Genomic DNA, 23,197 nt, shown 5'->3' on the forward strand with positions numbered 1-23,197 from the left:
ACGGTGTCAAGCCCGCGTCGACGCAGGCCACGGGACTCGTCGCAGGTCAGCGCGCAGCGTCCCGGACTGGTCGGTTGTCCGTGTCCGGCGTGTCGCCCGCGTGTCGCAATCTCGACCTCGTCGTGTCCGGACCGTGACCCGCGGACGACGCCCGCGCTCACCCGAGCGGGGGCCACGCGAGCGAGGCGAAAATCACCCGCTCGTCCTACGCGGCGCCCCGGGCTACGCCAGGCTGTCGAACAGGACCACCCCGTCGCGCACGGTCCGCAGGCACCGGGGCGGCACCTCGTTCGCCCCCAGCAGCGGAAGCAGCGGCGTGCCGGCCTGGGCGTCCGGGCTCCACGCGGACAGCCGCCCGTCCGGCGCCTGCACCGCGAGGTGCTCGGCGCGCCAGATGGCCAGGTGCGCGGGCGCGCCGACGCGCAGCTCGCCGATGTGGTCCATCCCGGCGAGCCGCCACCCGCCGCGCGTCGCGGCGCGGAAGGCCGCCCGCGCCGAGAGCCGCTGCTCGCTCGCGTGGTGCTCCACCGCCGCGCGCACGCCCGCCCACGGGTCGAGCGGGGTCACGGGTGCGTCCGAGCCGAACGCGAGCGGGATGCCCGCGCCCGCGAGATCGGCCAGCGGGTTCAGCGCCGCCGCGCGAGCGCGCCCCAGGCGCGCCGCGTACATCCCGTCGGGACCGCCCCACGCGGCGTCGAACGCCGGCTGCACGCTCAGCCGCACGCCGAGCAGGACGAGCGCCGCGAGGGTGGGCGCGTCGACCATCTCGGCGTGCTCGAGCCGCACGCCGGTGCGTGCGATCGCCGCGGGCCCCTCGACGTCGATCGCAGCCCGCAGGCCGATCAGCACCTCGTCCATGGCGCGGTCGCCGATCACGTGGAAGCCGGCCTGCACGCCCGCGCGCGACGCCGACGTGATGTGGTTGGCGATGCGCTCGGCGGTGAGGTGGAGCACGCCGTCGCCGGGCGCGTCGACGTACGGCGCACGCAGCGCCGCGGTCCGGGAGCCGATCGAGCCGTCCACGTTGAGGTCGCCGCCGAGCCCCGTCAGGCCGGGGACCGCCGCGAGCACCTCCCGTGCGTCGTCGACCGTCTCGCACGCCTCGCCCCGATAGGCGACCAGGTGCGGCAGCCCGCCCGCCGGGTCGCGCGTGAGCTCGAGGAGCTCGACCAGGCCCTGGCGCGTGTCGATGAACGGGGCGGAGTTCTCGTGCACCGAGACGATGCCGCGGGCCGCCGCGTGCTCGAGCGCCAGGCGGTACAGGCGCGTGCGTCGAGCGGGGTCCATCGAGCGTGCGGCCTCGCGTGCGGCGTGGTGCGCGTCGCGCTCCACCCGTCCGTCCGCGGACCACCCGGGGAGCCGCGACAGGCCGAGCCCCTCGGCGAGGGAGGTCGAGACCACCGCGGAGTGGATGTCCGCACGCGCCAGGTACACCTGCCGGCCGCGCGCGGCCGCGTCGAGCTCGTCGCGGGTCGGACCGCGTCCCTCGGGCCAGCCGGTCTCGTCCCAGCCGAAGCCCAGCAGCACGTCGTCGCCGGCACGGGCGTCGGCTGCCCGACGGACCGCGCCGAGCGCCTCGTCGAGCGACCGGGCGGTGCTGAGATCGACGGACTCGAGCGCCATGCCGGTCTCGAGCACGTGCACGTGCGCGTCGACGAAGCCGGGCGTGACGATCGCGCCGTCCAGGTCGACGACCTCGTCGGCGCGCGCGGCGAAGCCGTCGGCCGTGTCGTCCGCGCCGAGCCAGGCGACAGTGCCGTCCTCGACGAGCAGGGCCTCAGCGAACGGGTCTGCCGGGGAGTGCACGACGCCGCCGCGGTACAGGGTGGAGCTCACACGCGCACGATAGGGCACCCGCAGCCCACGGGCCTGCTCCCCGCGCTGCGCGACCGCGCGCGAGCCCGCAGGTCACGGCCTGGACCGGTCGGGACGCGAGCAGCGTCACACCGAGGAGTAGGCCACCACCCCACGGCGCAGCGCGGTCACGGCCGTGGCCGCCGTGGTCCGGATCCGCTCGTGCGGGCCCGCCTGGGCGAGCTGGTCGAGCACGTCGATGACCTGCTTGCACCACCGCACGAAGTCGCCCGCGGTCAGGTCGGAGCCCCGCAGCACCGCGTCGAGGCTGCGGCCCGCGGCCCACCGGTGCACGGCCTCGACCAGGCCGAGGTCGAGCGGCTGGATGGTCTCGAGGCGGTGCGCCGACTCGAGGTCCTCGAGCTCCGACCAGGCCCGGACGGTGCCTTCGAGCGCGACGCCCAGGCGCGAGCGCGGACCGCCCGGCACGTGGGGTTCGGTGTCCTCCTCACGTCGCGAGCGGTACACGACGGTCGAGACCGCGGCGGCGAGACCGGGCGCGTCGAGGTCGTCCCAGACGCCGCGCCGCAGGCACTCGGCGAGCAGCAGGTCGTTCTCCGCGTAGATCCGCCGCAGCCACCGGCCGTCGGCGGTGACCCGCAGCGCGCGCGGACCGTCCGCGGGTTCGAGGTAGCCGAGCGTGACGAGCACGTCGCACGTGCGGTCGAAGACCACGGAAATCGAGCCGGTGCGACCGGCGATGCGCCCGACGAGCGCGTCGTGCTCGGCCTTCAGCCGCGCCCAGCGCTCGGCCCAGCGTGCGTGCTCGTCGCGGTCGGGGCACGCGTGGCACGGGTGCGACCGCAGGCGCCGCCGCAGCTGCGCGACGTGCGCGTCGTCGTCGGAGCGCGGGGGCGTGCGACGGCGCTCGTGGGGCGCCGGCGTGAGGTCCGCGACCGCCTCGCGCAGGCGGGCGGCGAGCTCACGCCGCGTGGCCGGCACGCGCACGCTCAGGTCGCGCGGCACCCGCAGGTGACCGACGGTGCGTACGCCCGCACCGACGTCGGCCACGGTCAGGCGCAGCACCTGACGGTCGGTGGTCAGGACGGTCGGACGTGGGCCGTCGAACCCGCCCTTGACCCCGGGGTCGACGACGACCGCGAAGCCGCTGCGCCGCCCGCCGGGGACCTCGAGCACGTCCCCGGCACGCAACCCCTCGAGCGACGCGAGCGCCCGGGCGCGACGCGCACCCGCCTCCTGACGGCTCGCGTCCTTCTCGGCGCGTGAGATCTCGCGTCGCAGCGCCGCGTAGTCCGCGAAGTCGCCGAGGTGGCACTGCATCGCCTCCGCGTAGCCCTCGAGCGCCTCGGTGTGCGCCTGCGCCTGCCGGGCCAGTCCCACCACGCCACGGTCGGCCTGGAACTGCGCGAACGACGTCTCGAGCACCTCCCGTGCGCGCTCGCGACCCACCTGCGCCACGAGGTTGACCGCCATGTTGTACGTCGGGCGGAAGCTCGAGCGCAGGGGGTACAGACGCTTGGACGCCAGGCCCGCGAGCTGCACGGGGTCGAGGCCCTGGTGGGCGACGACGACGGCGTGCCCCTCGACGTCGATCCCCCGACGACCCGCGCGCCCCGTGAGCTGGGTGTACTCACCGGGCGTCACGTCCACGTGCCGCGAGCCGTCCCACTTCACGAGCTTCTCGAGCACCACGGACCGCGCGGGCATGTTGATGCCGAGCGCCAGGGTCTCCGTGGCGAACACGACCTTCACCAGACCGCGGGAGAACAGGTCCTCGACCGTCTCCTTGAACAACGGGAGCATGCCGGCGTGGTGCGCAGCGACGCCGCGCGTGAGGGCGTCGGCGAGCTGCCAGTAGCCGAGCACCTCGAGGTCCTCGGGTGGGACCGCGGCGCACCGCTGCTCGACCACCTGACGGATCTCGGCCTGCTCGGCGGGCGTCGTCAGACGCACCCCGGCGGCCAGGCACTGCTCGACCGCGGCCTCGCACCCGGCACGCGAGAAGATGAACACGATCGCGGGCAGGAGGCCCTCACGGTCGAGCAGGTCGACGACCGCGAACCGGGGTGCGGGGCGGATCCCCGGCCCGCCGCCGCCGGGCCGCCCACCCCCGGGGCGGTGGCCTCCGCGGCCCCGGTAGCCGCGGTCGCCGGGACCGCGTCGGTCGTCCGACGAGCGCGCGGCGAGCAACCGGCGCAGGTCCGGGTTGATCGGCGGGTCGACGCCCGGGTCCGTGGGGTCGACGTGGCCGGCGTACAGCTCGAGCAGCTCGTCACGTACCAGGACGTGCTGACCGAGCGGCACGGGCCGGTGCTCGCTCACGACGACGGTCGTGTCACCGCGCACGGTGGCGAGCCAGTCGCCGAACTCCTCGGCGTTCGAGACCGTCGCCGACAGCGAGACGAGCTGCACGTCGTCGGGCAGGTGGATGATGACCTCTTCCCACACCGGACCCCGGAACCGGTCGGCGAGGTAGTGCACCTCGTCCATCACGACGAAGCCCAGCCCGGCCAGCGTGCCCGACCCCGCGTAGAGCATGTTGCGCAGGACCTCGGTCGTCATGACGACGACCGGGGCCTCGGAGTTCACCGTCGTGTCGCCCGTGAGCAGCCCCACCTTGTCCGGGCCGTAGCGGCGGACCAGGTCGGCGTACTTCTGGTTGGACAGCGCCTTGATCGGCGTCGTGTAGAACGCCTTGCGGCCCGCGACGAGCGCGAGGTGCACGGCGAACTCGCCGACGACCGTCTTGCCCGCCCCGGTCGGCGCCGCCACGAGCACCCCGCTGCCGCGCTCGAGCGCGCGGCACGCCTCGACCTGGAAGTCGTCGAGCTGGAACCCGATCAGCTCGCGGAACGCCGCGAGCTCACCGCGCTCGTCGGCCGCACGACGGCGCGCGGCCGCGTACCGCTCGGCAGGCGAGAGCTCGACCTCGTCGGACGGGCGCGACTGCGGAGCGCGGGGCCGCGAGGCGCTCGACGCTGCGTCGAGCGGGCCCGAGGACGCCGCCGACGGACGCTCGGACGGCTTGCGGCGATGGCGGGAGCGGGACGGCACCTGCCCACCCTAGGCACGCCTGGTCAGGCCAGGACGGACAGCGCGCCGGGCACGACGCTCAGCTGCAGGGGCAGCGGGCCGATCCGCTCGCCGTCCGCGAACGCCGGTGGCGGCACCGCGCCGAGGGCGGGCACCGCCTCGACGAGCACGTCACGTGCGCGCAGCACCTGCACGCGCGGGTCGCCCACGTGCTTGCCATGGTAGAGGCCGGGAAAGATCCGCACGACGCCGCTCTTGGTGAACGGCCCGGCGACGACGACGTCGAGCAGCCCGTCGTCGACACGCGCGTCGGGCGCGATCTTCACTCCCCCGCCGAACCACCGGGCGTTGGCGACCGCGACCACGGTCCCGGGCGACTCCCACACCTGGCCGTCGTACGTCACGCGGTACCCGAACGGCCGGAACCGGCCGAGCTCACCGGCGAGCGCGCGCACGTAGCGCGCCGAGCCCTTCGGCCACGCGTACCCGTTCGCGCGCGCGTTGACCGCGGCGTCGATGCCGCACGAGAGCACACCGACGAACCACTCGCGCCGTCGGGTGCCCGGCGGGCCGACCCGCACGGCGTCGATCGCGCGGGGCCCCGTCGCGAGGCCGTGCTGGATCGCGGTCACGGACGCGGCGACGTCTCCGCGCGGGAGCTCGAGCGTGCGGGCGATGTCGTTGCCCGTGCCGGCCGCGACGATGCCGAGCGGCACCTCCGTGCCGGCGACGACGTTCGCACCGAGGTGCACCATGCCGTCACCACCGACCACGACGAGAGCGGCCAGCCCGCCGAGGGCGCCCGCACGCGCGCGGTCCGTGGCCTGCGCGAGCGACGGGCCGGAGAGGTCCTCGACCTCGAAGCCGAGCCCGCTCAGGCGCGCGTGCGCCTCGCGACCTGCAGCCGAGCCCCGGCCCTTCCCCGCGGTCGGGTTCACGACCAGCCCGATGCGGGCCGTCATGCGAGCCGATCCTGCTCGGGGGGCATCGACCCGTCGAGCGCCGGGAGACCCTCGGCGCGTCGCCGCCGGTCGACCCGGCGGTCGTGCAGCGCGCACACCCCGAGCGCCACGAAGTACAGGCCGCAGATCGGCAGCGCGACGACGATCATCGTCAGCGCGTCGGGCGTCGGGGTCATGACCGCCGAGAACGTGAAGGCCACCAGGACGGCCCAGCGCCACGCCCGGCGCCACGTCTCGGCCCGGCCGATCCCCGCGAAGTTGAGGGCGACCATGAGGACCGGGAGCAGGAACGCGAGCCCGAACGCGAGCAGCAGCCGCATGACGAAGCTGAGGTACGTCTGCGCGTCGATGAGGTTGGTCGCGTCCTCGGGCGTGAACTCCGTGAGCAGGCGGACCGCGTTGGGCAGGGCCCAGAACGCGAGCGCCGCACCCGCGAGGAACAGCGGCACCGCGCCAGCCAGGAAGCCGACCGCGTAGCGCCGCTCCTTCGTCGTCAGACCGGGAGTCACGAACGCCCACAGCTGGTAGATCCACCACGGGCTCGACACGAAGACGCCCAGGAACAGCGAGACCTTGATCTTCATGTCGAACGACGTCGCGACGCCCGCGAAGTTCAGCGCGACGATCGTGTCGCGGTCCGCGGCGACGTCCCTCAGGGGCTGCTGCAGGAGGTCCAGCACCGGGACGTAGAGGAACCAGCCGGCGATCGCGCCGACGACGAGTCCCAGCGCGGCGAAGAACAGGCGGCGACGCAGCTCGAGCAGGTGCGCCCGCAGGGGCATCCGTCCGCCGGGGGCGGACCCCCGACGATCGGTGGCCACGGGTCCCTCAGGAGGTCGAGCTCGAGTCGCTCTCGCTCGGCCGGTCCGCCGGCGACGGCCGCTCGGCCTGCGGCGAGGCGCCGGGCACCGGCGGTGCGGCGGGCGCGGTGGACGGCGAGACGGGCGGCACGGGCGCGGCGGGGGTCGTGGGCGCGTGCGTGGCGGGCGCGTCGTCGCCGGTGAGGTCCTTCATCTCGCGCTTGAAGATGCGCAACGACTGGCCCACGCTCTTGGCGAGGTCAGGCAGGCGCTTCGCGCCGAACAGCAGCAGGATCACCACCACCAGGACGACGATGTGCCAACCCTGCAGGTTCCGTGCCATGTGAGTCCCTCTTCGCGTCCGGAGTCGCCCGATCCTAACCGGCCGCGGTCGCGCGACGCGCACCCCGACGACGCACACGCCACGCGACATGCGCCGCATGTGACGGTCAGCGCCGGCCGGTCGTCGGCACAGGCGGTCGTGGGTCCAGGCGGCGGTCAGGTCCAGGCGGTGATCTGGTCCGGGCGGTGGTCAGGTCCAGTAGGTGCGCCAGCCGCGCGCGGTGGCCGCGTGCTGCTCGGCACGCGCCTCGCGACGGGCCCGTCGGTCCGCACGCAGCCGCCACACCGCCGCGCGGAGCTCGTCGCGGTCCGTGAAGAGCGTGGCCGAGGTGTCGGGACGCTCCCGGGCCGCCAGCTCGGCGAGCTGCTCGGCGCGCGTCGCGAGCTCGCTCGCGGCCTCGCCCGCGCGGGCGAGCTCACGCCCGAGCGCGACGACCGAGCGCCACAACCGACGGGCCAGGAAGAACGCGCCGACGAGCGTCCCCACCACGAGCACCGACCACAGGGCGAACCACACGTCAGGCTCCCCCGTGGTCGTCGCGGACGCGCGACGTGCGCGCGAGCGGCCCGTACGCCGCCAAGGCCGCCCGCGCGGTGCTCGCGACCTCGGCCGCGACCGACCTGGGACGCACGTCGATGATCTCGTTCGCGGCCTGCATGACCAGGTGCCGTAGCCACGCCGGGCTCACGACGCGCAGGTCGATCTCGAACGAGCCGTCCTCGAGGTTGCGCACCTCCTGCACGGGCGTCGACTCGGCGATCCACCTCCCCGGGCTCGCGAGGTGCACGGTGACGAGCTCGCCGTCGTCGCCCGGTGCGAACTCGCCGCCGGACTCGACGCGGTGGTGCTCGGCGGGCTCGTCGAGCACACGTGCCGTCAGGATGCGGTCGACCCGGAACAGCCGCTCCCCCTCGACCGCATGGCACCAGCCGAGCAGGTACGAGCGGTCGGTGTCGGTCACGAGCCGGATCGGGTCGACGTCACGCTCGGAGGAGACGTCGGCGGCGTTCACGTACCGCAGGTGGAGCCGACGTCCCTCGCGCAGCGACGTCGCGAGCGCCGCCGCGACCTCGGGCGCGGCCGCGAGCGTCAGCGACACGTCGACCGTGCCGGCGGCGTCGCCCACCGCAGCGGTGAGCTTCGCGAGCGCCGAGCGGACGACCTGCGCGCGCTCGTCGTCGAGCGCGCCCCCCAGGCCGGCGTCCAGCGCGCGCAGCGACGCGACGAGCGCGACGCCCTCGCGCGCGCTCAGCCGCAGCGGACGCGTCATGTTGCGCGACTCGGTGAGCCGCACGACACCGCGCTCGTACGACGAGAAGTCGAAGTCGATGAGGTCGTACGGCAGGTACCCGGGCGTCCCGCTGACCCACAGCGTGTCGATGTCCGCCATGACCTGCTCGCTGGTCACGCCGAACTGCCGGGCGAGCTCCTCGACGGACGCGCCCTCGTGCCGGTCGAGGAACGCCACCAGGCCGAGCAGCCGGACCACGCGGTCGCTCGCGCGCTCAGCCACGCTCCACCTCCAGCACCTCGGCGTCGTCCACGGGCGCCCGGTCGAGCACCGCGTCGAGCGCCGCGGCGCGCTCCAGCAGGTCCAGCACACGTCCCCGCACGTCGGGCGGGTCGAGCACGAGCACCGCGTCGCCGTAGCCGACGAGCTCCTCGGCGAGCTCCCACGCGTTGCGGAATGCGACGTGCACGACGTCACGTCCGACGACCAGCGGCCCGACGACGGGGTCCTGCGACCAGTCGGGCGCGCCCGGGGGCGCCTCGATCGCGCGCACGCGCGTCGCCTCGGCCCGCTCGGGGAGCACCGCGAGCGTCGCGATGCGCGCCGGTCCCTCGCGCCACGCGGCCATGGCCTGCTCGACCTGCTCGGGGCTGGGCGCCGGGAACGCGCCCGGCTCCCCCACGGTCTTGATCGAACCCTCGATGCGGCTGAGCCGGAACGACCTCGTCGCCTGACGGTCCTGGTCCCAGCCGAGGAGCACCCAGCCACCCCGCCGCGCGATGAGCTGCCACGGCTCGACGCGCCGCTCGCGCACCTCCCCGGTGCTGGCCGCGCGGTACGTCAGGCGCACCACCTGGCGCGCCTGCGCGGCGTCGAGCAGCGGCGCGAACACCGCCCCGCCCGACCGCACGCGGGGCGCGAGGCCCGCGACCAGGTCGGTCGCACCCGGGCCCTGGCCGACCGCGCGCAGCTTCGTGAGCGCACGCGCGGTGTCCCCGCGCATCGTGCGGTCCTGCCACGTCTGGGCCGCGAGCGTCAGCACGCCGAGCTCCGCCGCGGTCAGGTCGATCGCGGGCAGCGCGTACGCGTCGAGGTCGATGCGGTAGCCGATGTCGTCTCCGTGCCCCGCGTCGGTCACCGTCACGAGCGGGATACCGAGGTCGCGCAAGGTGTCCTTGTCGCGCTCGAACATGCGCTCGAACGCCTCGTCGCTCGGGGCGTCGGCGTATCCGGCCACGGAGGCGCGCACCTGCTCCTTCGTCATGCGCCCGTGCGTGTTCACGAGGGCGATGAGGAGGTTGAGCAGGCGCTCGGCGGGGTCGATCGGACTGGGCATCGGGTCCACCGTAGTGGCCGGTAGCGTGGAGACGTGATCACGTGGCGTGCGGGTGTCGTCGAACAGGTCGGGACGTCGTGGCAGGGGGCCACCGAGCTGACGGTGGCTCTGGACCAGCCGTGGGCTGACCCGACGCTGCCGGCGAGGGTCAAGTCGCTCGCGTACCCCGCGCTCGTCGGCTCCCTCGAGCGGGGCCGTCGCGTGTGGGTCAACGTCTCCGCGCTGGCCCGCGGGCTCGGCACGGGCGGGTACGCGCTGGTCATCGCCCCGGCGGACGGCCAGCCGGCCGACCCGCCTCCGTCGCCGGGCCACCTCGTCAAGGCGCGCTACACGCCGCTGCAGGCCATGGTGCTCGGCGTCGACGACCAGGAGTCCGAGCACCACGACACGATGCGGGACGCCGACGACCTGGACGGCCTGCCCGTCGTCGTCGCCGACCTGCACTCCGCTCTCCCCGCGATCGTCGCGGGCGCCCGCCTCGCGGCCGAGCGCGCGGGTCGTGCCGTGCCGAGCATCGCGTACGTGATGACGGACGGCGGGGCGCTGCCCGCGTGGTTCTCCCGCTCGGTGGCGGGGTTGCGTGACGCCGGCTGGATCTCCACGTGCATCACCGCCGGCCAGGCGTTCGGCGGCGACCTGGAGACCGTCTCGGTGCACACCGCGCTCCTGGCGGCCAGGCACGTCGCGGGTGCGGACCTCGCGGTCGTGGTCCAGGGACCCGGCAACCTCGGCACGGGCACGCGGTGGGGCTTCTCAGGCGTCGCGGCCGGAGAGGCCATCAACGCGGCCGCGGTCCTGGGCGGGCGACCGGTCGCGTCGCTGCGCGTCTCGGGTGCCGATCCCCGCGAGCGTCACCTCGGGATCTCGCACCACTCGCTGACCGCGTACGGGAAGGTCGCGCTCGTGCCCGCGGACGTCGTCGTCCCGGTCTTCGACCCGGCCGAGCCCGGGCTGGGACCCCTGAGCGCTCGGGTGCGCGAGCAGGCCGCCGTGCTCGTCGAGCCGGAGGGCCGTCATCGGCTCGTCGAGGTCCCGGCCGGTCCCGACGTCTGGCACGCGCTCACGACGTCACCCGTGCGGCTGTCGACCATGGGCCGCGGCCTGGACCAGGACCCGTCGGCGTTCCTCGCGGCGGCCGTCGCCGGGGTCCACGCGGTCGCGCTGCTCGACCAGCCTGCTCGGTAGCGCGGGACGCCGCAGCAGCACCGGGCGGCGCGAGTCGGGCGGTCGGGGCTGCTCGGTCGTCGGCGGTGCGTCAGTCGTCGCGCTCGGTGCCGCTGCGCGCCGCCACCAGCGTCGACAGGCGCTGCGCCTCCGCGAGGGCGCGCTCGCCGTCGGCGCGCTGGATCCCCATGACGGCCAGCGTGTCACCGTCGGCGAGGTCGAGCTGGACCCACGGGCGGTCGCCGAACCGGACCGCGACCACCTGCGGCCACGTCAGACGCGTCGTGACCATGAGGTTGCGGACGGTCAGGCCGTCCTCGTCGGGCACCGCCGCGACCGACGCCTGACGCCAGCAGAACCAGACGATCGCGAGGGCGAAGAGCACGAAACCCGCGACATCCAGCGACGACAACGGCATCAGCACGACGAGCAGCACGGTAGCGAGCACCACGACGACGGCCAGCGCGAGCGAGGCGATCCGCGCCAGGCGAGGTCGGAACGGCGCGAGGGCCTGCGCCACGGCTACAGCCGGCAGGCGTGGATCGAGGTGACGAGGATTGCGCGCGCACCCAGGTCGTAGAGCTGGTCCATGACGCGGTTGGTCTGGTCGCGCCGGACCATGGCGCGCACGGCCGCCCAGTCGCTGTTGTGCAGCGGCGAGACGGTCGGCGACTCCAGACCCGGCGTGATGGCGACGGCCTGGTCGACGAGCTCGAGGGGGCAGTCGTAGTCCATCAGCACGAACTCGCGCGCGGTGAGCACGCCCTGCAGGCGCCGGGTCAGCACGTCGAGCCCGGCAGGCACCTCGACGTCGGAGCGTCGCGCGAGCACCGCCTCCGAGCGCAGCAGCGGCTCCCCGAACACGTCCAGACCTGCTGCGCGCAGCGTCGAACCGGTCTCGACGACGTCGGCGATCACGTCGGCGACGCCCAGCCGGATCGCGCTCTCGACCGCACCGTCGAGGCGGACGATCGCGCTGGGCTCGATGCCGCGCTCGGCGAGGCTCGCGCGCACCAGGACCGGGTAGGACGTCGCGACCCGCCGGCCGGCGATCTGCTCGAGGTCGGTCAGCGTGCCTGCGGTCGTGGCGAAGCGGAACGTGGAGCGCGCGAACCCGAGCGGCAGGTGCTCGACCGCGGCGGACTCGGAGTCGAGCAGCAGGTCGCGCCCGGTGATACCGACGTCGACCGTGCCCGCGCCGACGTACACCGCGATGTCGCGCGGGCGCAGGAAGAAGAACTCGACGTCGTTGTCCGGGTCGGGCAGGACGAGCTCGCGCGAGTCGCGCCGCTGGCGGTAGCCGGCCTCACGGAGCATCTCGACGGCGGGCTCGGACAGCGAGCCCTTGTTTGGGACGGCGATGCGCAGCACAGGAGTTCCTTCGGACGGGCTCAGAGGTGGGCGTAGACGTCGTCGAGCGTGAGCCCGCGCGCCAGCATGAGCACCTGCAGGTGGTAGAGCAGCTGCGAGATCTCCTCAGCGGTGCGCTCGTCGCCCTCGTGCTCCGCGGCCATCCAGACCTCGGCGGCCTCCTCGACGATCTTCTTGCCGATCGCATGCACGCCCGCGTCCAGCTCGGCGACGGTGCCGGAGCCCGCAGGCCTGGTCACCGCCTTCTGCGACAGCTCGGCGAACAGCGCGTCAAAGGTCTTCACGTCGGCCAAGGGTAGACGGTGCGCCGCGCCCGCCCGTCGCGGGTTCGGGGGCTGGGACGTCCGTCGCCACGACGAGGGGTGGCGCGAGGCGCTGCGCGCGCCACCACACGACGAACCCGTAGGCGACGACGCACCCGTACACGAGGTACAGGACGGCCGACGGGTAGTAGCCCGCCGAGAGCAGCAGCGGGACGCCGACGACGTCCACCCCGATCCAGATCAGCCAGAACTCGATCCAGCCGCGGGCCATGCCGTACGTCGCGAGCAGCGAGCCCGTGAAGATCCAGGCGTCCGCCCACGGCCCCCACGAGCCGAGCTCACGGAACACCCACGCGAACGCGACCGTACCGACCACGGCCGCCGGACCGAGCAGCGCCCACCCGCGCAGGCCCGCCCAGCGCGGCTCGACCGCGGGGGCGTCCGGGACGCCGGCGTCCAGCGCGGCCCGTCGGGTCCGGCTCCAGCGCATCCAGCCGTAGACCGACACGACGACGAAGAACACCTGGCGACCGGCCTGCCCGTACAGGTCGCGGTGCTGCGGCGTGTCGAAGACGGCACCGAGGAACACCGTGAAGAGCAGCACGTTGCCGACGATGCCCACGGGCCAGGCCCACACCTTGCGGCGCAGCCCGCCGACCGCCGACGCGAGGCCGAACAGGTTGCCGACGATCTCGCGCCACAGGATCTCGTGGCCCGCGATCGTCACGGTGGCGTCGAACAGCCACCCCACCGGGCCGCTCACGCGCGGGTCAGGCCACGCAGCGCCGCGACCGTGGCGACGGCCGCCTGGGCGGCCTCGTACCCCTTGTCCTCGACCGAGCCGGGCAGCCCGGCACGGTCGAGCGCCTGCTGCTCGTCGTCGCACGTCAGCACGCCGAAGCCCACCGGCACGCCCGTGCTCACCGCGACGTCGGTCAAGCCCGTGGTCGCCCCCGAGCACACGTACTCGAAGTGCGGCGTGCCGCCCCGGATCACGACGCCGAGCGCCACGACCGCGTCCGCCCCGCCGCGCGCGGCGACGGCCGCCGCGACCGGGAGCTCGAACGTGCCGGGCACGCGCACGACCGTGACGTCCTCCACGTGGGCCTCGGCCAGCGCGCGGCGTGCGCCGTCCAGCAGACCGTCCATCACGACGGTGTGCCACGAGGCCGCGACGACGACGACGCGCAGGCCCGTGCCGTCGACGGTCAGGGTGGGTGCTCCGGCGCCGCTCATGCGAGGTCCTCCAGGGGTGCGTAGGTGTGGTCGGCCCGGTCCGCGCCCGGCGTCGCCGGTGCGGCGTGGACGGGTGCGACGGGGATGGGGTCCCGCACGGAGGCGGGGTCGTTCGCGGCGTCGAGGTGCAGCACGTGGCCCATCGACGTCGCCTTGGTGCGCAGGTACGCCTCGTTCTGCGGCGTGCGGCCCACCTCGAGGCCGCGCACCTCGACGACCTCCACGCCGTGCGCGCGCAGGCCCGCGACCTTGGCGGGGTTGTTCGTCAGGAGCTGGACGCGCTCGACGCCGAGCGCACGCAGGATCGCGGCCGCGCTGCCGTACTCGCGGCGGTCGGCGGGCCACCCGAGGTCGAGGTTCGCCTCGACGGTGTCCCGCCCCTCGTCCTGCAGCGCGTACGCCGCGACCTTGGCGAGCAGGCCGATCCCCCGGCCCTCGTGCCCGCGCAGGTAGACCACGGCGCCGCCCTGCTCGGCCGCGATCTCGAGCGCCGCGTCGAGCTGCGGGCCGCAGTCGCAGCGCGCCGAGCCGAACGCGTCGCCGGTGAGGCACTCGCTGTGCACCCGGACGACGGGCGTCGCGGCCAGGCCGCTCGTCGGCACGAGCGCGACGTGCTCGTCGCCCGTGCGCAGGTCCCGGAAGCCGTGGATGCGGAAGTCGCCGTGCCGGGTCGGCAGGTACGCGGTGTGCGTCGCGTGCACACGCGGACGGCCCTCGCCCGGCTGCGGGGTCTCGACGACGTCGTCGTGCTCACGCCGCCACGCGACCAGGTCGGCGATCGTCAGGAGGACCAGACCCTCCGCCTGCGCGAGCCGGGAGGCCTCGGGGAGCCGGACCATCGAGCCGTCGTCGTTCACGAGCTCCGCGATGGCCCCGACGGGCCGCAGACCCGCGAGCCGGCACAGGTCGACGGCGGCCTCGGTGTGGCCCGCGCGGTGCAGGACGCCGCCCGGCACCGCGCGCAGCGGCAGGACGTGCCCCGGCCGGATGAGGTCGACCGGCCCGCTCGCGGGGTCCGCGAGGACGCGCAGCGTGCGGGCGCGGTCCGCCGCCGAGATCCCGGTCGACACGCCGGTCGCGGCGTCGACCGTGACCGTGTAGGCGGTCCGGCGCGGGTCCTGGCTGTGCGGCACCATGAGCGGCAGGTCGAGCGCGTCCGCTCGTGCGGACGGCATCGGGGCGCACAGGTAGCCCGACGAGTGCCGGATCGTCCAGGCCACCCACTCGGGCGTCGCGGACTGCGCCGCCAGGATGACGTCGGCCTCGTTCTCCCGGTCGGGCGAGTCCGCGACGAGCACCGGCCGCCCTGCGCGCAGCGCCTCGAGCGCCTGCTCGACGGTCCCGGTCACGACGTCCCCGGTCACGACCTCGTCGCGGCGGCGCTCACTCATCGGGCCACCGCCGTCAGCAGCCGCTCGGCGTACTTCGCGAGCACGTCCACCTCCAGGTTCACGGGCGAGCCCACGGACAGCCCGCCGAGCGTCGTGTGCTCGAGCGTCGTCGGGATCAGCGAGACGCCGAACGACTCGTCGCCCACGTGCGTGACGGTCAGCGAGACGCCGGACACCGCGATCGAGCCCTTCTCGGCGACGTAGCGCGCGAGCGGGGCGGGGACAGCGACCTCGACCTCGTCCCACCGCTCCCCCGGGTCGCGTCGCAGGATCGTGCCGACCCCGTCGACGTGCCCCTGGACGACGTGCCCGCCGTACCGCCCGCCGACGGCCAGCGCGCGCTCGAGGTTCACCGGCGCACCCGGCACGAGCGTGCCGAGCGCCGTGCGGCGCAGCGACTCGGGCATGACATCGGCCGCGAACGTCCCGTCACCGGGAAGCTCGCTCACGGTCAGGCACACGCCGTCGACGGCGATCGAGTCGCCCAGGTGCGCGTCGGACGTGACGAGCGGCCCGCGGACCCGCAGGCGCGCGTCGGACCCCAGGTCCTCGATCGCGACGACGGTGCCGAGCTCCTCGACGATCCCGGTGAACATTCAGACCTCCCGGACGGGTGTGGCGACGACGAGCACGTCCGGCCCGAGCGGCAGCACGCTGACCGGCTCGAGCCGCACGGCTGCGGCGATGGACGTGATGCCGAGCTCGCCGACGGCGACCGGCCCGGCACCGAGCAGGACGGGTGCGACGTAGGCGTGCACCTCGTCGACGAGCCCGGCCCGCAGGAACGCGGCGGCGAGCGTGGGGCCACCCTCGACGAGCACGCGGCGCACCGGCGGGCCGGGCAGCGCGGCCAGCTCGGTGAGCACCTGGGCCGGGTCGTGCGTGCGGACCTGCACGAGCTCGCCCCCCGGCCCGCGCAGGCGCGCGTCCGCGGGGACGTCCCGGAAGCCGACGACGACGCGGCGCGGCTGGTGGCCGGCGAGCGAGCCGTCGGCGGTGCGGGCCGTGAGCGAGGGGTCGTCGCGTAGTGCGGTGCCGGTCCCGACGACGATCGCGTCGACCTGAGCCCGCAGCTCGTGCGCGTGCCGACGCGCGACCGGACCCGTGATCCAGCGGCTCGACCCGTCGAGAGCGGCGACCCGCCCGTCGAGCGTCGTGGCGGTCTTGAGGGTCACGAACGGACGGTCCTTGCCGACGCGCGGCAACCACGAGCCGAGCAGCTCGCGGCCCTGCTCCGCGAGCACGCCGGTGGTCACGTCGACCCCCGCGGCCCGCAGCACGTCCGCGCCGCCGGCGGCGACGGGGTTGGGGTCCTCGACGGAGACGACGACGCGTGCGACCCCCGCCTCCAGGAGCGCCTGCGTGCACGGCCCGGTGCGGCCCGTGTGCGAGCACGGCTCGAGCGTGACGACCGCGGTCGCGCCGCGGGTGTCCTCGCCGCGGCTGGCGGCGTCGGCGAGGGCGGCGACCTCGGCGTGCGGCGTGCCCGCACCGCGGTGCCAGCCCTCTGCGATCGTCGTCGTCCCCGGCCCGCCGGCTGCGCGCGAGTCGGTCGGGTCGGCGGGGCGCAGCAGCACGCAGCCCACACGAGGGTTGGGGTCGTGCTCGGGACCGCGCCGGGCCAGCTCGAACGCGCGCACCATCGCCGCACGCTCGTCGGCTGTGCTGGTCACGTCCACCTCCCGGGCCACGACGGGCTCCGGGGGTCACGTGGGAGGCACCACGCGACAACGGCACGCACCACGGGTGCGCGCCGCCACGTACTTCCTCCCATCCGGACTTTCACCGTCGGTCCTGGAGTTCCACCAGGTCAACCACCCGGTCGACGATCGCTCGTCTGGCGCGTGGGTCGCGGACTGTCACCGCCGGCTCGGACTTTCACCGACCCCGGAGCACGTGTACTGCGGACACGACGTGCGTCATGTCCTCCTCGGATGATGCCACATCCCGACGAGCGATCGTCCAGGCGCCCTGCTCAGGCCCAGATCGTGGACGCGAGCTGCCGCAACGCGGCGATCTCGCCCTCGACGTCGTCGGCCCCGTACACCGCGGAGCCCGCGACGAACACGTCCGCGCCCGCCTGCGCGATCCGGGCGATCGTCTCGCGCGACACGCCACCGTCCACCTGGAGCCAGGTCCCGGTGCCTGCGCGCGTGATCGCCTCCCGCGTGCGCCGGACCTTCGGGAGCGTGCCCTCGATGAACGACTGCCCGCCGAAGCCCGGCTCGACCGTCATGACGAGCACCATGTCGAGCTCCGGCAGCAGGTCGAGGAACGGCTCGACCGGCGTCGCGGGACGCACCGCGACGCCCGCGCGCGCGCCCAGGCTGCGCAGCTCGCGTGCGAGCCGCACGGGCGCCTGCGTCGCCTCGGCGTGGAAGGTCACCGACGCCGCACCGGCGCGCGCGAACTCCGGCGCCCAGCGGTCCGCGTCCTCGATCATGAGGTGCACGTCCACGGGGACCGGCGAGATCTCCGCGATCCGCTTCACGACCGGCAGACCGAGGGTCAGGTTCGGCACGAAGTGGTTGTCCATGACGTCCACGTGCACGAGGTCCGCGGTCGCGATCCGGCCGAGCTCGCGCTCGAGGTTCACGAAGTCGGCGGACAGGATGCTGGGCGCGATCTTGACGGACACCGGATCAGCCTAGCGAGGCCCCCGCCGCACCCGCTCGGCGCACCGCCGACGCCGCTACCGGCGTCGCAGCAGCGTCAGGTGCATCGCGTCGGTGCCGTGCACGTGCGGCCACAGCTGCAGGTCGGACCGGTCCCCGACGAGGTCCAGGGGTCCGGCGGCGACCTCGCGCGCGACCGCACGCGCGTCGAGCACCTCGACGTCGAGACCGTCCTTGGCCGCTGCACGGACCGCGTCCGTCACGACGAGGCGTGTCTCGACGAGGTGCGGCGAGCACGTCACGTACGCGACGACTCCCCCCGGCCGGACCGTGCGCAGCGCCGAGCCCAGGAGCTCGCGCTGCAGCCCCGCGAGTCCCGCGAGGTCGGCGGGCGTGCGGCGCCACCGCGACTCGGGACGACGACGCAGCGCGCCCAGCCCCGTGCACGGGGCGTCGACCATGACGCGGTCGTACGCGCCGGGCTCGGCCGTGCCGAACGCGCGCCCGTCACCGGTCCGCACGTCCTCGACCGCGCTGCCGGCCACGGCCCGCAGCGCCTGCTCGACGAGGCGCGCGCGGTGGGGCTGGACCTCGTTCGCGACCAGGCGCGCGCCGCGGCCGGCCGCCAGCGCCGCGAGCAGAGAGGCCTTCCCGCCCGGACCCGCGCACAGGTCGAGCCAGCGCTCGTCGCGGCCGTCGAGCGGTGCCGCGGCCAGGGCGAGCGCGACCAGCTGGCTGCCCTCGTCCTGGACGCCCGCGCGGCCTGTGCGCACCGCGGGGACACCCGCCGGGTCGCCGCCACCGGGGAGCACCGCGTACGGCGAGACCCGGCCGGGTGCCGCGCCCGGGCCGATCTGCTCGGCGACCTCGTCGGGCGTCACCAGGCCCGGCCGCGCGACCAGCGCGACCCGGGGAGCCGCGTTGTCGGCGGCCAGCAACGCCGCGACCTCGTCCGCAGGGCGGCCGTCGCCGACGAGGGCCTCGCGCAGGGCTCGCACGATCCACGCCGGGTGGCTCTCGGTCACCGCGAGCCTGGCCAGCGGGTCGTCGCCGGCCGGGTCCGCGGCGTCCCCGATCAGCTCGAGCCACTGCGCGAGCTCCTGACGCGAGATCGCACGCAGCACCGCGTTGACGAACTGCGACGCACCCGTCCCGACGCGCGAGCGCGCGAGCCCGACCGTCTGCGACACCGCCGCGTGCGCCGGCACTCGCATGCCGAGCAGCTGGTGGGCGCCCAGCCGCAGCAGGTCCAGCACGGGCGGGTCGACGGCCGTGACGTCGCGTCCGGCGGCCTGCTCGACGACCGCGTCGTACCGCCCGCGCAGGCGCAGGGCCCCGTACGTCAGCTCGGTCGCGAACGCCGCGTCGCGGCCCTCGATCCCCCGCTCGCGCAGCAGCGGCGGCAGCACGAGGTTCGCGTACGAGTCACCCTCGTCGACCGCGCGCAGCACGTCGTAGGCCGTGGCGCGCGCCGGGTCGGAGTGCCGCGTGCGCTGCGACGGCGCCTGCGCGGACCGCTGCGTGCGCCCCTCGGCGCGAGCCGCGCCGCGCTGGCGGCCGCGCTCGTCGCGCCGCTCGGGGCCGCGGCCCTCGTGGCGCCGGATCTCCTCGCGCCGCTCGTCGTGACGGCGATCGCCGTGGCCTCGCCCGCGACCGTGATCGTCTCGGCGTCCTCCGTCGTCGCGGCGTCGCGCGTCGTCGCGGCCGTCGCGGTCGTCGGTGCCGCTCATGCGTCGGCACCCAGCACCAGGTCGTCGGCCAGCCGCGCACCGCGCGCCCAGTCGGCCGCGGGCATCGGGCGCTTGCCCTGGGGCGTGACCTCGCCGAGCAGCACCGCGTGTCCCCCCGTACCGACGAGCACCTCACGCTTGCCCGCGCGCACGTGACCGGGCGCGAGGTCCGTGACCTCGCGCGCCACGGTCACCGGCCCGAGCCCGAGCCGTGAGCCGTCCGGCAGGGTCGTCCACGCACCGGGCGCGGGAGTGCAGCCGCGGATGCGCCGGTCGACGACGTGCGCCGGGGTGCTCCACCGCACGCGCGCGTCCTCGGCCTCGACCTTGGGTGCCCGGCTGACGCCCTCGTCGGGCTGCGGGACGGGCTGGAGCTGCCCGGCCTCGAGCGCGTCGAGCGTGCGGACCAGGAGGGTCGCTCCGGCGACCGCGAGCCGGTCCAGCAGGTCCCCGGACGTGTCGCGCGGTCGGATCGTCTCGGTGAGCGTGCCGAGCACCGGGCCGGTGTCGACCGGCCCGTCCTGGATCACGAACGTCGTCGCACCCGTCACCTCGTCACCCGCCATGATCGCGTGCTGCACGGGGGCGGCACCGCGCCAGGCCGGCAGGACCGAGAAGTGCAGGTTGACCCAGCCGTGCGTCGGCACGTCGAGCAGCCCGGACGGGATCATGTTCCCGTAGGCGACCACGGGCGCGGCGTCCACACCCAGCGTACGGATCTGCTCGACCACGTCGTCGTCGCGCAGCGTGCGGGGCGTCAGGACCGGGATGCCGGCCTCGAGCGCGCGGGCCTTCACGGGGCTCGGCGCCAGGGTGCGACCTCGACCCGCGCGCGCGTCGGGGCGGGTGAGCACCGCGACGACCTCGTGGCGCGACGCGATCAGCGCCTCGAGGCTCGCCAGTGCAGGCGTGGGGGTACCGGCGAACAGCAGACGCATGGCACCGATCCTATGAGCGCGGCGCGCCGGTCACGCGCACGGCCGGGACGACCGACCGCAGGCGCAGGGCGTCGCGGCCGCCCGATCAGCGCTCGCTCGGCACCAGGCCGCGCTCGGCGAGCTGGGTGCGCAGGGTGTCCGCGTCGGTGAACAGCAACGCGTCGAAGCCCTCCTCGGCCGCCGCCGCCACGTTGGCCTGCGCGTCGTCGACGAACACCGTGCGGGCCGGGTCGAGGCCGAACCGGCGCGCGGCGAGCCGGAAGATCGCCGGGTCCGGCTTGACGAGGCCGACCTCACCCGAGACGAGGACATCCTCCAGCAGGCCGATCGCCACCGCCGCGGGCGCCGCGTGGTGGTACAGCTCAGCCGACCAGTTCGTCAGACCGAGCACCCGGACGCCGCCTGACACCAGGTCCTGCACGATCGCCGCGGTCCCCGGCACCGGCCCCGTCAGCGCGTCGTCGAAGTGCGCGACGTACAGGTCGAGCGCCGGGACGTGGTGCGGCAGCGTCCGCTCGAGCTCGGCCCTCGCGTCCCGCCACGGACGGCCGGCGTCCTGCCGCCGGTTGAGGTGACCGAAGTCGACGTCGGTGAAGAACGCGTCGACGAGGTCGCGCGGCAGACGCCCGACGAACGCCTGGTACGGGTCCCAGCCCACCAGCACGTTCCCGAGGTCGAACAGCACCGCCCGTGGGCGGGTCGGCTCATCGGTCACGAGACCTCCTTCGTCGTCCTCGCCACGGCGCCGGCACCGCGGGGCGCCGAACCCCGCGGGGCCGCCCCGTGCTCCCCGTGACGCCGCGGGTCACAGCAGCTCGCCCGGGTCGAGCTGGATGCGCGCGACGCCGCCCTCGCGCCTCGCCGAACGCACCGCCGCCGAGGCGGCCACCGCGGCCGCCAGCGCCGCGCCGCTCGATCGCGGCACCCGCAGCAGCGTGCGGACGTCCGGCTCGAACGCGTCGCGCTCGGCCCCTTCCACGGGCACGGGGCCCAGGACGTCGAGCCCGGGCACTGTCACGCGCCGCACGACCGCCGCGACCGCCTCACGGGTCCCCGTGACCGAGGCCATCCGGAACGCAGGCGGCAGGCCGAGCGCCGCACGCTCGTCGAGCTCGCGCACCGCGAGCCACACCGGGTCCCACCGCACGAGCGCCTGCGACGCGCGCTGCTCGGCGTCGCCGACGAGCAGCACCGTGCCCCCGTCGTCCGCCGACCGCACGAGCGCCGCCGCGGCGAGCCAGCGGCGCACGGCGTCCGTGAGCACCCCGAGCGACGACCCCGCGGTGGCGACAGCGGCGTCGAGCAGCACGGCCGCGGTGTACCCCGCGGGTGCGACGGGCTCGGCGCCCGGGGTCGAGACCACCAGAGCGGGCCGGTCCTTGACGCTCGCGACGACGCCCGTCGCCGACCGCGCGCCCGAGACGACCACCGGGACACCGGGGAAGGCGCGTCCGAGCTCCTCCGCGGTGCGCTCCGACCCGACGCGGACCGAACGCAGCGCCGCACCGCCGCACTCGTCGCACCGCCAGTCGGTCGCCATGCGTCCGCACCACCCGCACGTCGGCACACCCTGCGCGGTGTGCAGGGCGAGGGGCCCGTGGCACGCCGAGCAGCGCGCCGCCGCGCGGCAGCGCCCGCACGCCACCGCGGGCAGGTAACCCGCGCGCGGGACCTGCACGAGCACGGGTCCGTCGGCGAGCCGGTCGCGGATCGTGCGCCAGGCCGGGGTGGGCAGACGCGCCGCGGCGGCCGCCCCCTCGCGCGCGAGCTCCGTGGATGTCAGCGCCTGCACGCGAGGGGCGCGTGCACGCACCCGTGCCCGGTCCGCGCTCACGTCGTGCGCCCAGCCGGCGGCGACGAGCGCCTGCGCCTCGACCGTACGGCCGTACCCGCCGACCAGCAGGGCCGCGCCCTCGATCTCCGAGCGCAGCGCGAGCACCTCCCGCACGTGCGGGTACGGCGCACGCGGCTCGGCGTGCAGCGAGTCGCCGTCGTCCCAGCACACGACGAGACCGAGGTCGTGCACGGGCGCGAACGCGGCCGCACGCGTGCCGACGACCACGTCGGCGTGGCCGCGCGAGGCGGCCAGGAACGCCCGGTAGCGCGGGCTCGGCCCGTCGTCGGCCGTGAGCCGCACCGCTCCGCCCAGCAGGCCGGGCGCCCACCGTGGGACGCCCGCCTCCTCGAGTGCCGCCAGCACGCGGTCCACGTCGCGCGCGTCCGGCACGACGACGAGCGCGCCCCGACCGCCGAGCAGCGCAGCCGCCACCGCCTGCGCGATCGCGTCCGGCCATCGAGTCCCGGGCTCGCCCGGCAGCGCGGTCCACACGGCCCGCGGCGCTCCGCCGCCCGTCACGTGCTGCACGAACGCCGGCCCGCCGCGGTAGTCCGCCCACGCCGTCGCCGACGGCGACGGCGGCGCGACGCGGGTCGGCTCACCGGGCGCCGCCTCCGCCTCGACGCGCGCGTGCCGCGGCGGGATCGCGAGGCGCAGCACGTCCGCGAGCGTCCCGGCCCAACGGTCGGCGACCGCACGGGCGAGCCGCGCCGTGGCCGGGTGCAGCACGCGCTCCGGCGACACCACGCGCCGCAGGGGTACGAGCACGCCCTCGTGCTCGGCCTCGTCGGCACGCTCGAGCAGGTAGCCGTCGACGTCCTGCCCGCCGAACCGCACCTTCACGCGCGTGCCCGGCTGCGCGTCCTCGGACAAAGCGGCCGGGACCGCGTACTCGAACGGGCGGTCCAGGTGCGCGGGCGGCAGGTCGATGCACACGCGCGCGACCGGCAGCTCGGCGGCGACCTCGCCCGCGGCACGCGGACGTCGGCGCGCGCGCGGGGCGGGCACGCCCTCGAGCGTCAGCTGCTCGGGCGTCGTCTCCACGGGCTCATCTCACCATCGCTGACCCACGCGGGGGCATCCCGCGCCAGGTCGTCCTGCACGTCGTCGTCCGTCCGGCGTCCGCCGGCGG

The 23,197-nt window shown here is 75.5% G+C and carries 22 protein-coding genes and 1 riboswitch; of the genes, 1 reads left to right on the forward strand and 21 read right to left on the reverse strand.

The annotated features are described in order from the left end of the window. Window positions 1-222: 222 nt before the first annotated feature. From CPE01_RS03300 to CPE01_RS03335, 8 genes are all read right to left on the reverse strand, one after another. Complete coding sequence (locus CPE01_RS03300) at window positions 223-1,836, reverse strand: amidohydrolase (protein WP_146805204.1); 1,614 nt, start codon at window positions 1,834-1,836, stop codon at window positions 223-225. 105 nt (window positions 1,837-1,941) lie between these two features. Beyond that, a complete protein-coding gene (locus CPE01_RS03305; RefSeq protein WP_146805205.1) occupies window positions 1,942-4,869 on the reverse strand; it encodes a DEAD/DEAH box helicase in 2,928 nt (975 codons plus the stop codon). A gap of 23 nt (window positions 4,870-4,892) precedes the next feature. Further along, complete coding sequence (locus tag CPE01_RS03310) at window positions 4,893-5,810, reverse strand: diacylglycerol/lipid kinase family protein (protein ID WP_146805206.1); 918 nt, start codon at window positions 5,808-5,810, stop codon at window positions 4,893-4,895. Continuing rightward, window positions 5,807-6,592, reverse strand: a complete 786-nt coding sequence (gene tatC / locus CPE01_RS03315) for a twin-arginine translocase subunit TatC (RefSeq protein ID WP_146805207.1) — start codon at window positions 6,590-6,592, stop codon at window positions 5,807-5,809. The genes CPE01_RS03310 and tatC overlap by 4 nt, the downstream gene beginning before the upstream one ends. Window positions 6,593-6,638: 46 nt before the next feature. Then, on the reverse strand, window positions 6,639-6,953 hold the full coding sequence (gene tatA, locus CPE01_RS03320; RefSeq protein WP_146805208.1) for a Sec-independent protein translocase subunit TatA: 315 nt from the start codon (window positions 6,951-6,953) through the stop codon (window positions 6,639-6,641). Between the two features lie 189 nt (window positions 6,954-7,142). Beyond that, window positions 7,143-7,469, reverse strand: coding sequence for a hypothetical protein (locus CPE01_RS03325; protein WP_146805209.1), 327 nt, complete (start codon window positions 7,467-7,469; stop codon window positions 7,143-7,145). Between the two features lies 1 nt (window position 7,470). Next, entirely contained in the window at window positions 7,471-8,466 is a 996-nt protein-coding gene (locus CPE01_RS03330; RefSeq protein WP_146805210.1) for a helix-turn-helix transcriptional regulator, read from the reverse strand. Further along, complete coding sequence (locus tag CPE01_RS03335; protein WP_146805211.1) at window positions 8,459-9,520, reverse strand: helix-turn-helix transcriptional regulator; 1,062 nt, start codon at window positions 9,518-9,520, stop codon at window positions 8,459-8,461. Before CPE01_RS03335 ends, CPE01_RS03330 begins: the two co-directional genes overlap by 8 nt. A 33-nt stretch (window positions 9,521-9,553) precedes the next feature. Between CPE01_RS03335 and CPE01_RS03340 the strand changes: the two genes are divergently transcribed. Beyond that, window positions 9,554-10,705: a DUF3866 family protein gene (locus tag CPE01_RS03340; protein WP_146805212.1), complete on the forward strand. Its 1,152-nt coding sequence runs from the start codon at window positions 9,554-9,556 to the stop codon at window positions 10,703-10,705. A 70-nt stretch (window positions 10,706-10,775) separates the two neighbouring features. On the opposite strand, the gene CPE01_RS03345 is transcribed toward CPE01_RS03340, so the two are convergent. The 13 genes from CPE01_RS03345 to CPE01_RS03405 all read right to left on the reverse strand — a co-directional run bounded on the left by CPE01_RS03345 (window position 10,776) and on the right by CPE01_RS03405 (window position 23,109). Next, a complete protein-coding gene (locus CPE01_RS03345; protein ID WP_246783699.1) occupies window positions 10,776-11,204 on the reverse strand; it encodes a PH domain-containing protein in 429 nt (142 codons plus the stop codon). A 2-nt stretch (window positions 11,205-11,206) separates the two neighbouring features. Next, window positions 11,207-12,055 carry an ATP phosphoribosyltransferase gene (gene hisG, locus CPE01_RS03350; RefSeq protein WP_146805213.1) on the reverse strand — a complete coding sequence of 283 codons (849 nt, stop codon included), beginning with the start codon at window positions 12,053-12,055 and terminating at the stop codon, window positions 11,207-11,209. Window positions 12,056-12,075: 20 nt separating this feature from the next. Further along, window positions 12,076-12,339, reverse strand: a complete 264-nt coding sequence (locus CPE01_RS03355; protein WP_146805214.1) for a phosphoribosyl-ATP diphosphatase — start codon at window positions 12,337-12,339, stop codon at window positions 12,076-12,078. Next, complete coding sequence (pnuC, locus tag CPE01_RS03360) at window positions 12,326-13,081, reverse strand: nicotinamide riboside transporter PnuC (protein ID WP_146805215.1); 756 nt, start codon at window positions 13,079-13,081, stop codon at window positions 12,326-12,328. Before pnuC ends, CPE01_RS03355 begins: the two co-directional genes overlap by 14 nt. Further along, window positions 13,078-13,554, reverse strand: coding sequence for a 6,7-dimethyl-8-ribityllumazine synthase (gene ribH, locus CPE01_RS03365; protein WP_146805216.1), 477 nt, complete (start codon window positions 13,552-13,554; stop codon window positions 13,078-13,080). The genes pnuC and ribH overlap by 4 nt, the downstream gene beginning before the upstream one ends. Next, the gene (gene ribB / locus CPE01_RS03370; protein ID WP_222592862.1) at window positions 13,551-14,945 is read right to left on the reverse strand and encodes a 3,4-dihydroxy-2-butanone-4-phosphate synthase; all 1,395 of its coding nucleotides are present in this window, start codon (window positions 14,943-14,945) and stop codon (window positions 13,551-13,553) included. The genes ribH and ribB overlap by 4 nt, the downstream gene beginning before the upstream one ends. Further along, window positions 14,942-15,541 (reverse strand): riboflavin synthase, encoded by a 600-nt coding sequence (locus CPE01_RS03375; protein WP_146805217.1) that lies wholly within the window; start codon window positions 15,539-15,541, stop codon window positions 14,942-14,944. The genes ribB and CPE01_RS03375 overlap by 4 nt, the downstream gene beginning before the upstream one ends. Next, entirely contained in the window at window positions 15,542-16,588 is a 1,047-nt protein-coding gene (gene ribD / locus CPE01_RS03380; RefSeq protein WP_146805275.1) for a bifunctional diaminohydroxyphosphoribosylaminopyrimidine deaminase/5-amino-6-(5-phosphoribosylamino)uracil reductase RibD, read from the reverse strand. Window positions 16,589-16,701: 113 nt separating this feature from the next. After that, a riboswitch (FMN riboswitch) is annotated at window positions 16,702-16,845 on the reverse strand. A gap of 75 nt (window positions 16,846-16,920) precedes the next feature. Continuing rightward, on the reverse strand, window positions 16,921-17,583 hold the full coding sequence (rpe, locus tag CPE01_RS03385) for a ribulose-phosphate 3-epimerase (RefSeq protein ID WP_146805218.1): 663 nt from the start codon (window positions 17,581-17,583) through the stop codon (window positions 16,921-16,923). A 54-nt stretch (window positions 17,584-17,637) separates the two neighbouring features. Continuing rightward, the gene (locus CPE01_RS03390) at window positions 17,638-19,290 is read right to left on the reverse strand and encodes an RsmB/NOP family class I SAM-dependent RNA methyltransferase (RefSeq protein WP_146805219.1); all 1,653 of its coding nucleotides are present in this window, start codon (window positions 19,288-19,290) and stop codon (window positions 17,638-17,640) included. Then, a complete protein-coding gene (gene fmt / locus CPE01_RS03395) occupies window positions 19,287-20,228 on the reverse strand; it encodes a methionyl-tRNA formyltransferase (RefSeq protein WP_146805220.1) in 942 nt (313 codons plus the stop codon). The genes CPE01_RS03390 and fmt overlap by 4 nt, the downstream gene beginning before the upstream one ends. Window positions 20,229-20,313: 85 nt before the next feature. Beyond that, entirely contained in the window at window positions 20,314-20,943 is a 630-nt protein-coding gene (locus CPE01_RS03400) for an HAD-IA family hydrolase (RefSeq protein ID WP_146805221.1), read from the reverse strand. Between the two features lie 90 nt (window positions 20,944-21,033). Continuing rightward, window positions 21,034-23,109: a primosomal protein N' family DNA-binding protein gene (locus CPE01_RS03405; protein WP_146805222.1), complete on the reverse strand. Its 2,076-nt coding sequence runs from the start codon at window positions 23,107-23,109 to the stop codon at window positions 21,034-21,036. Between the last annotated feature and the right edge of the window lie 88 nt (window positions 23,110-23,197).

The organism is Cellulomonas persica (genome assembly GCF_007989825.1).
Classification (GTDB): domain Bacteria; phylum Actinomycetota; class Actinomycetes; order Actinomycetales; family Cellulomonadaceae; genus Cellulomonas; species Cellulomonas persica.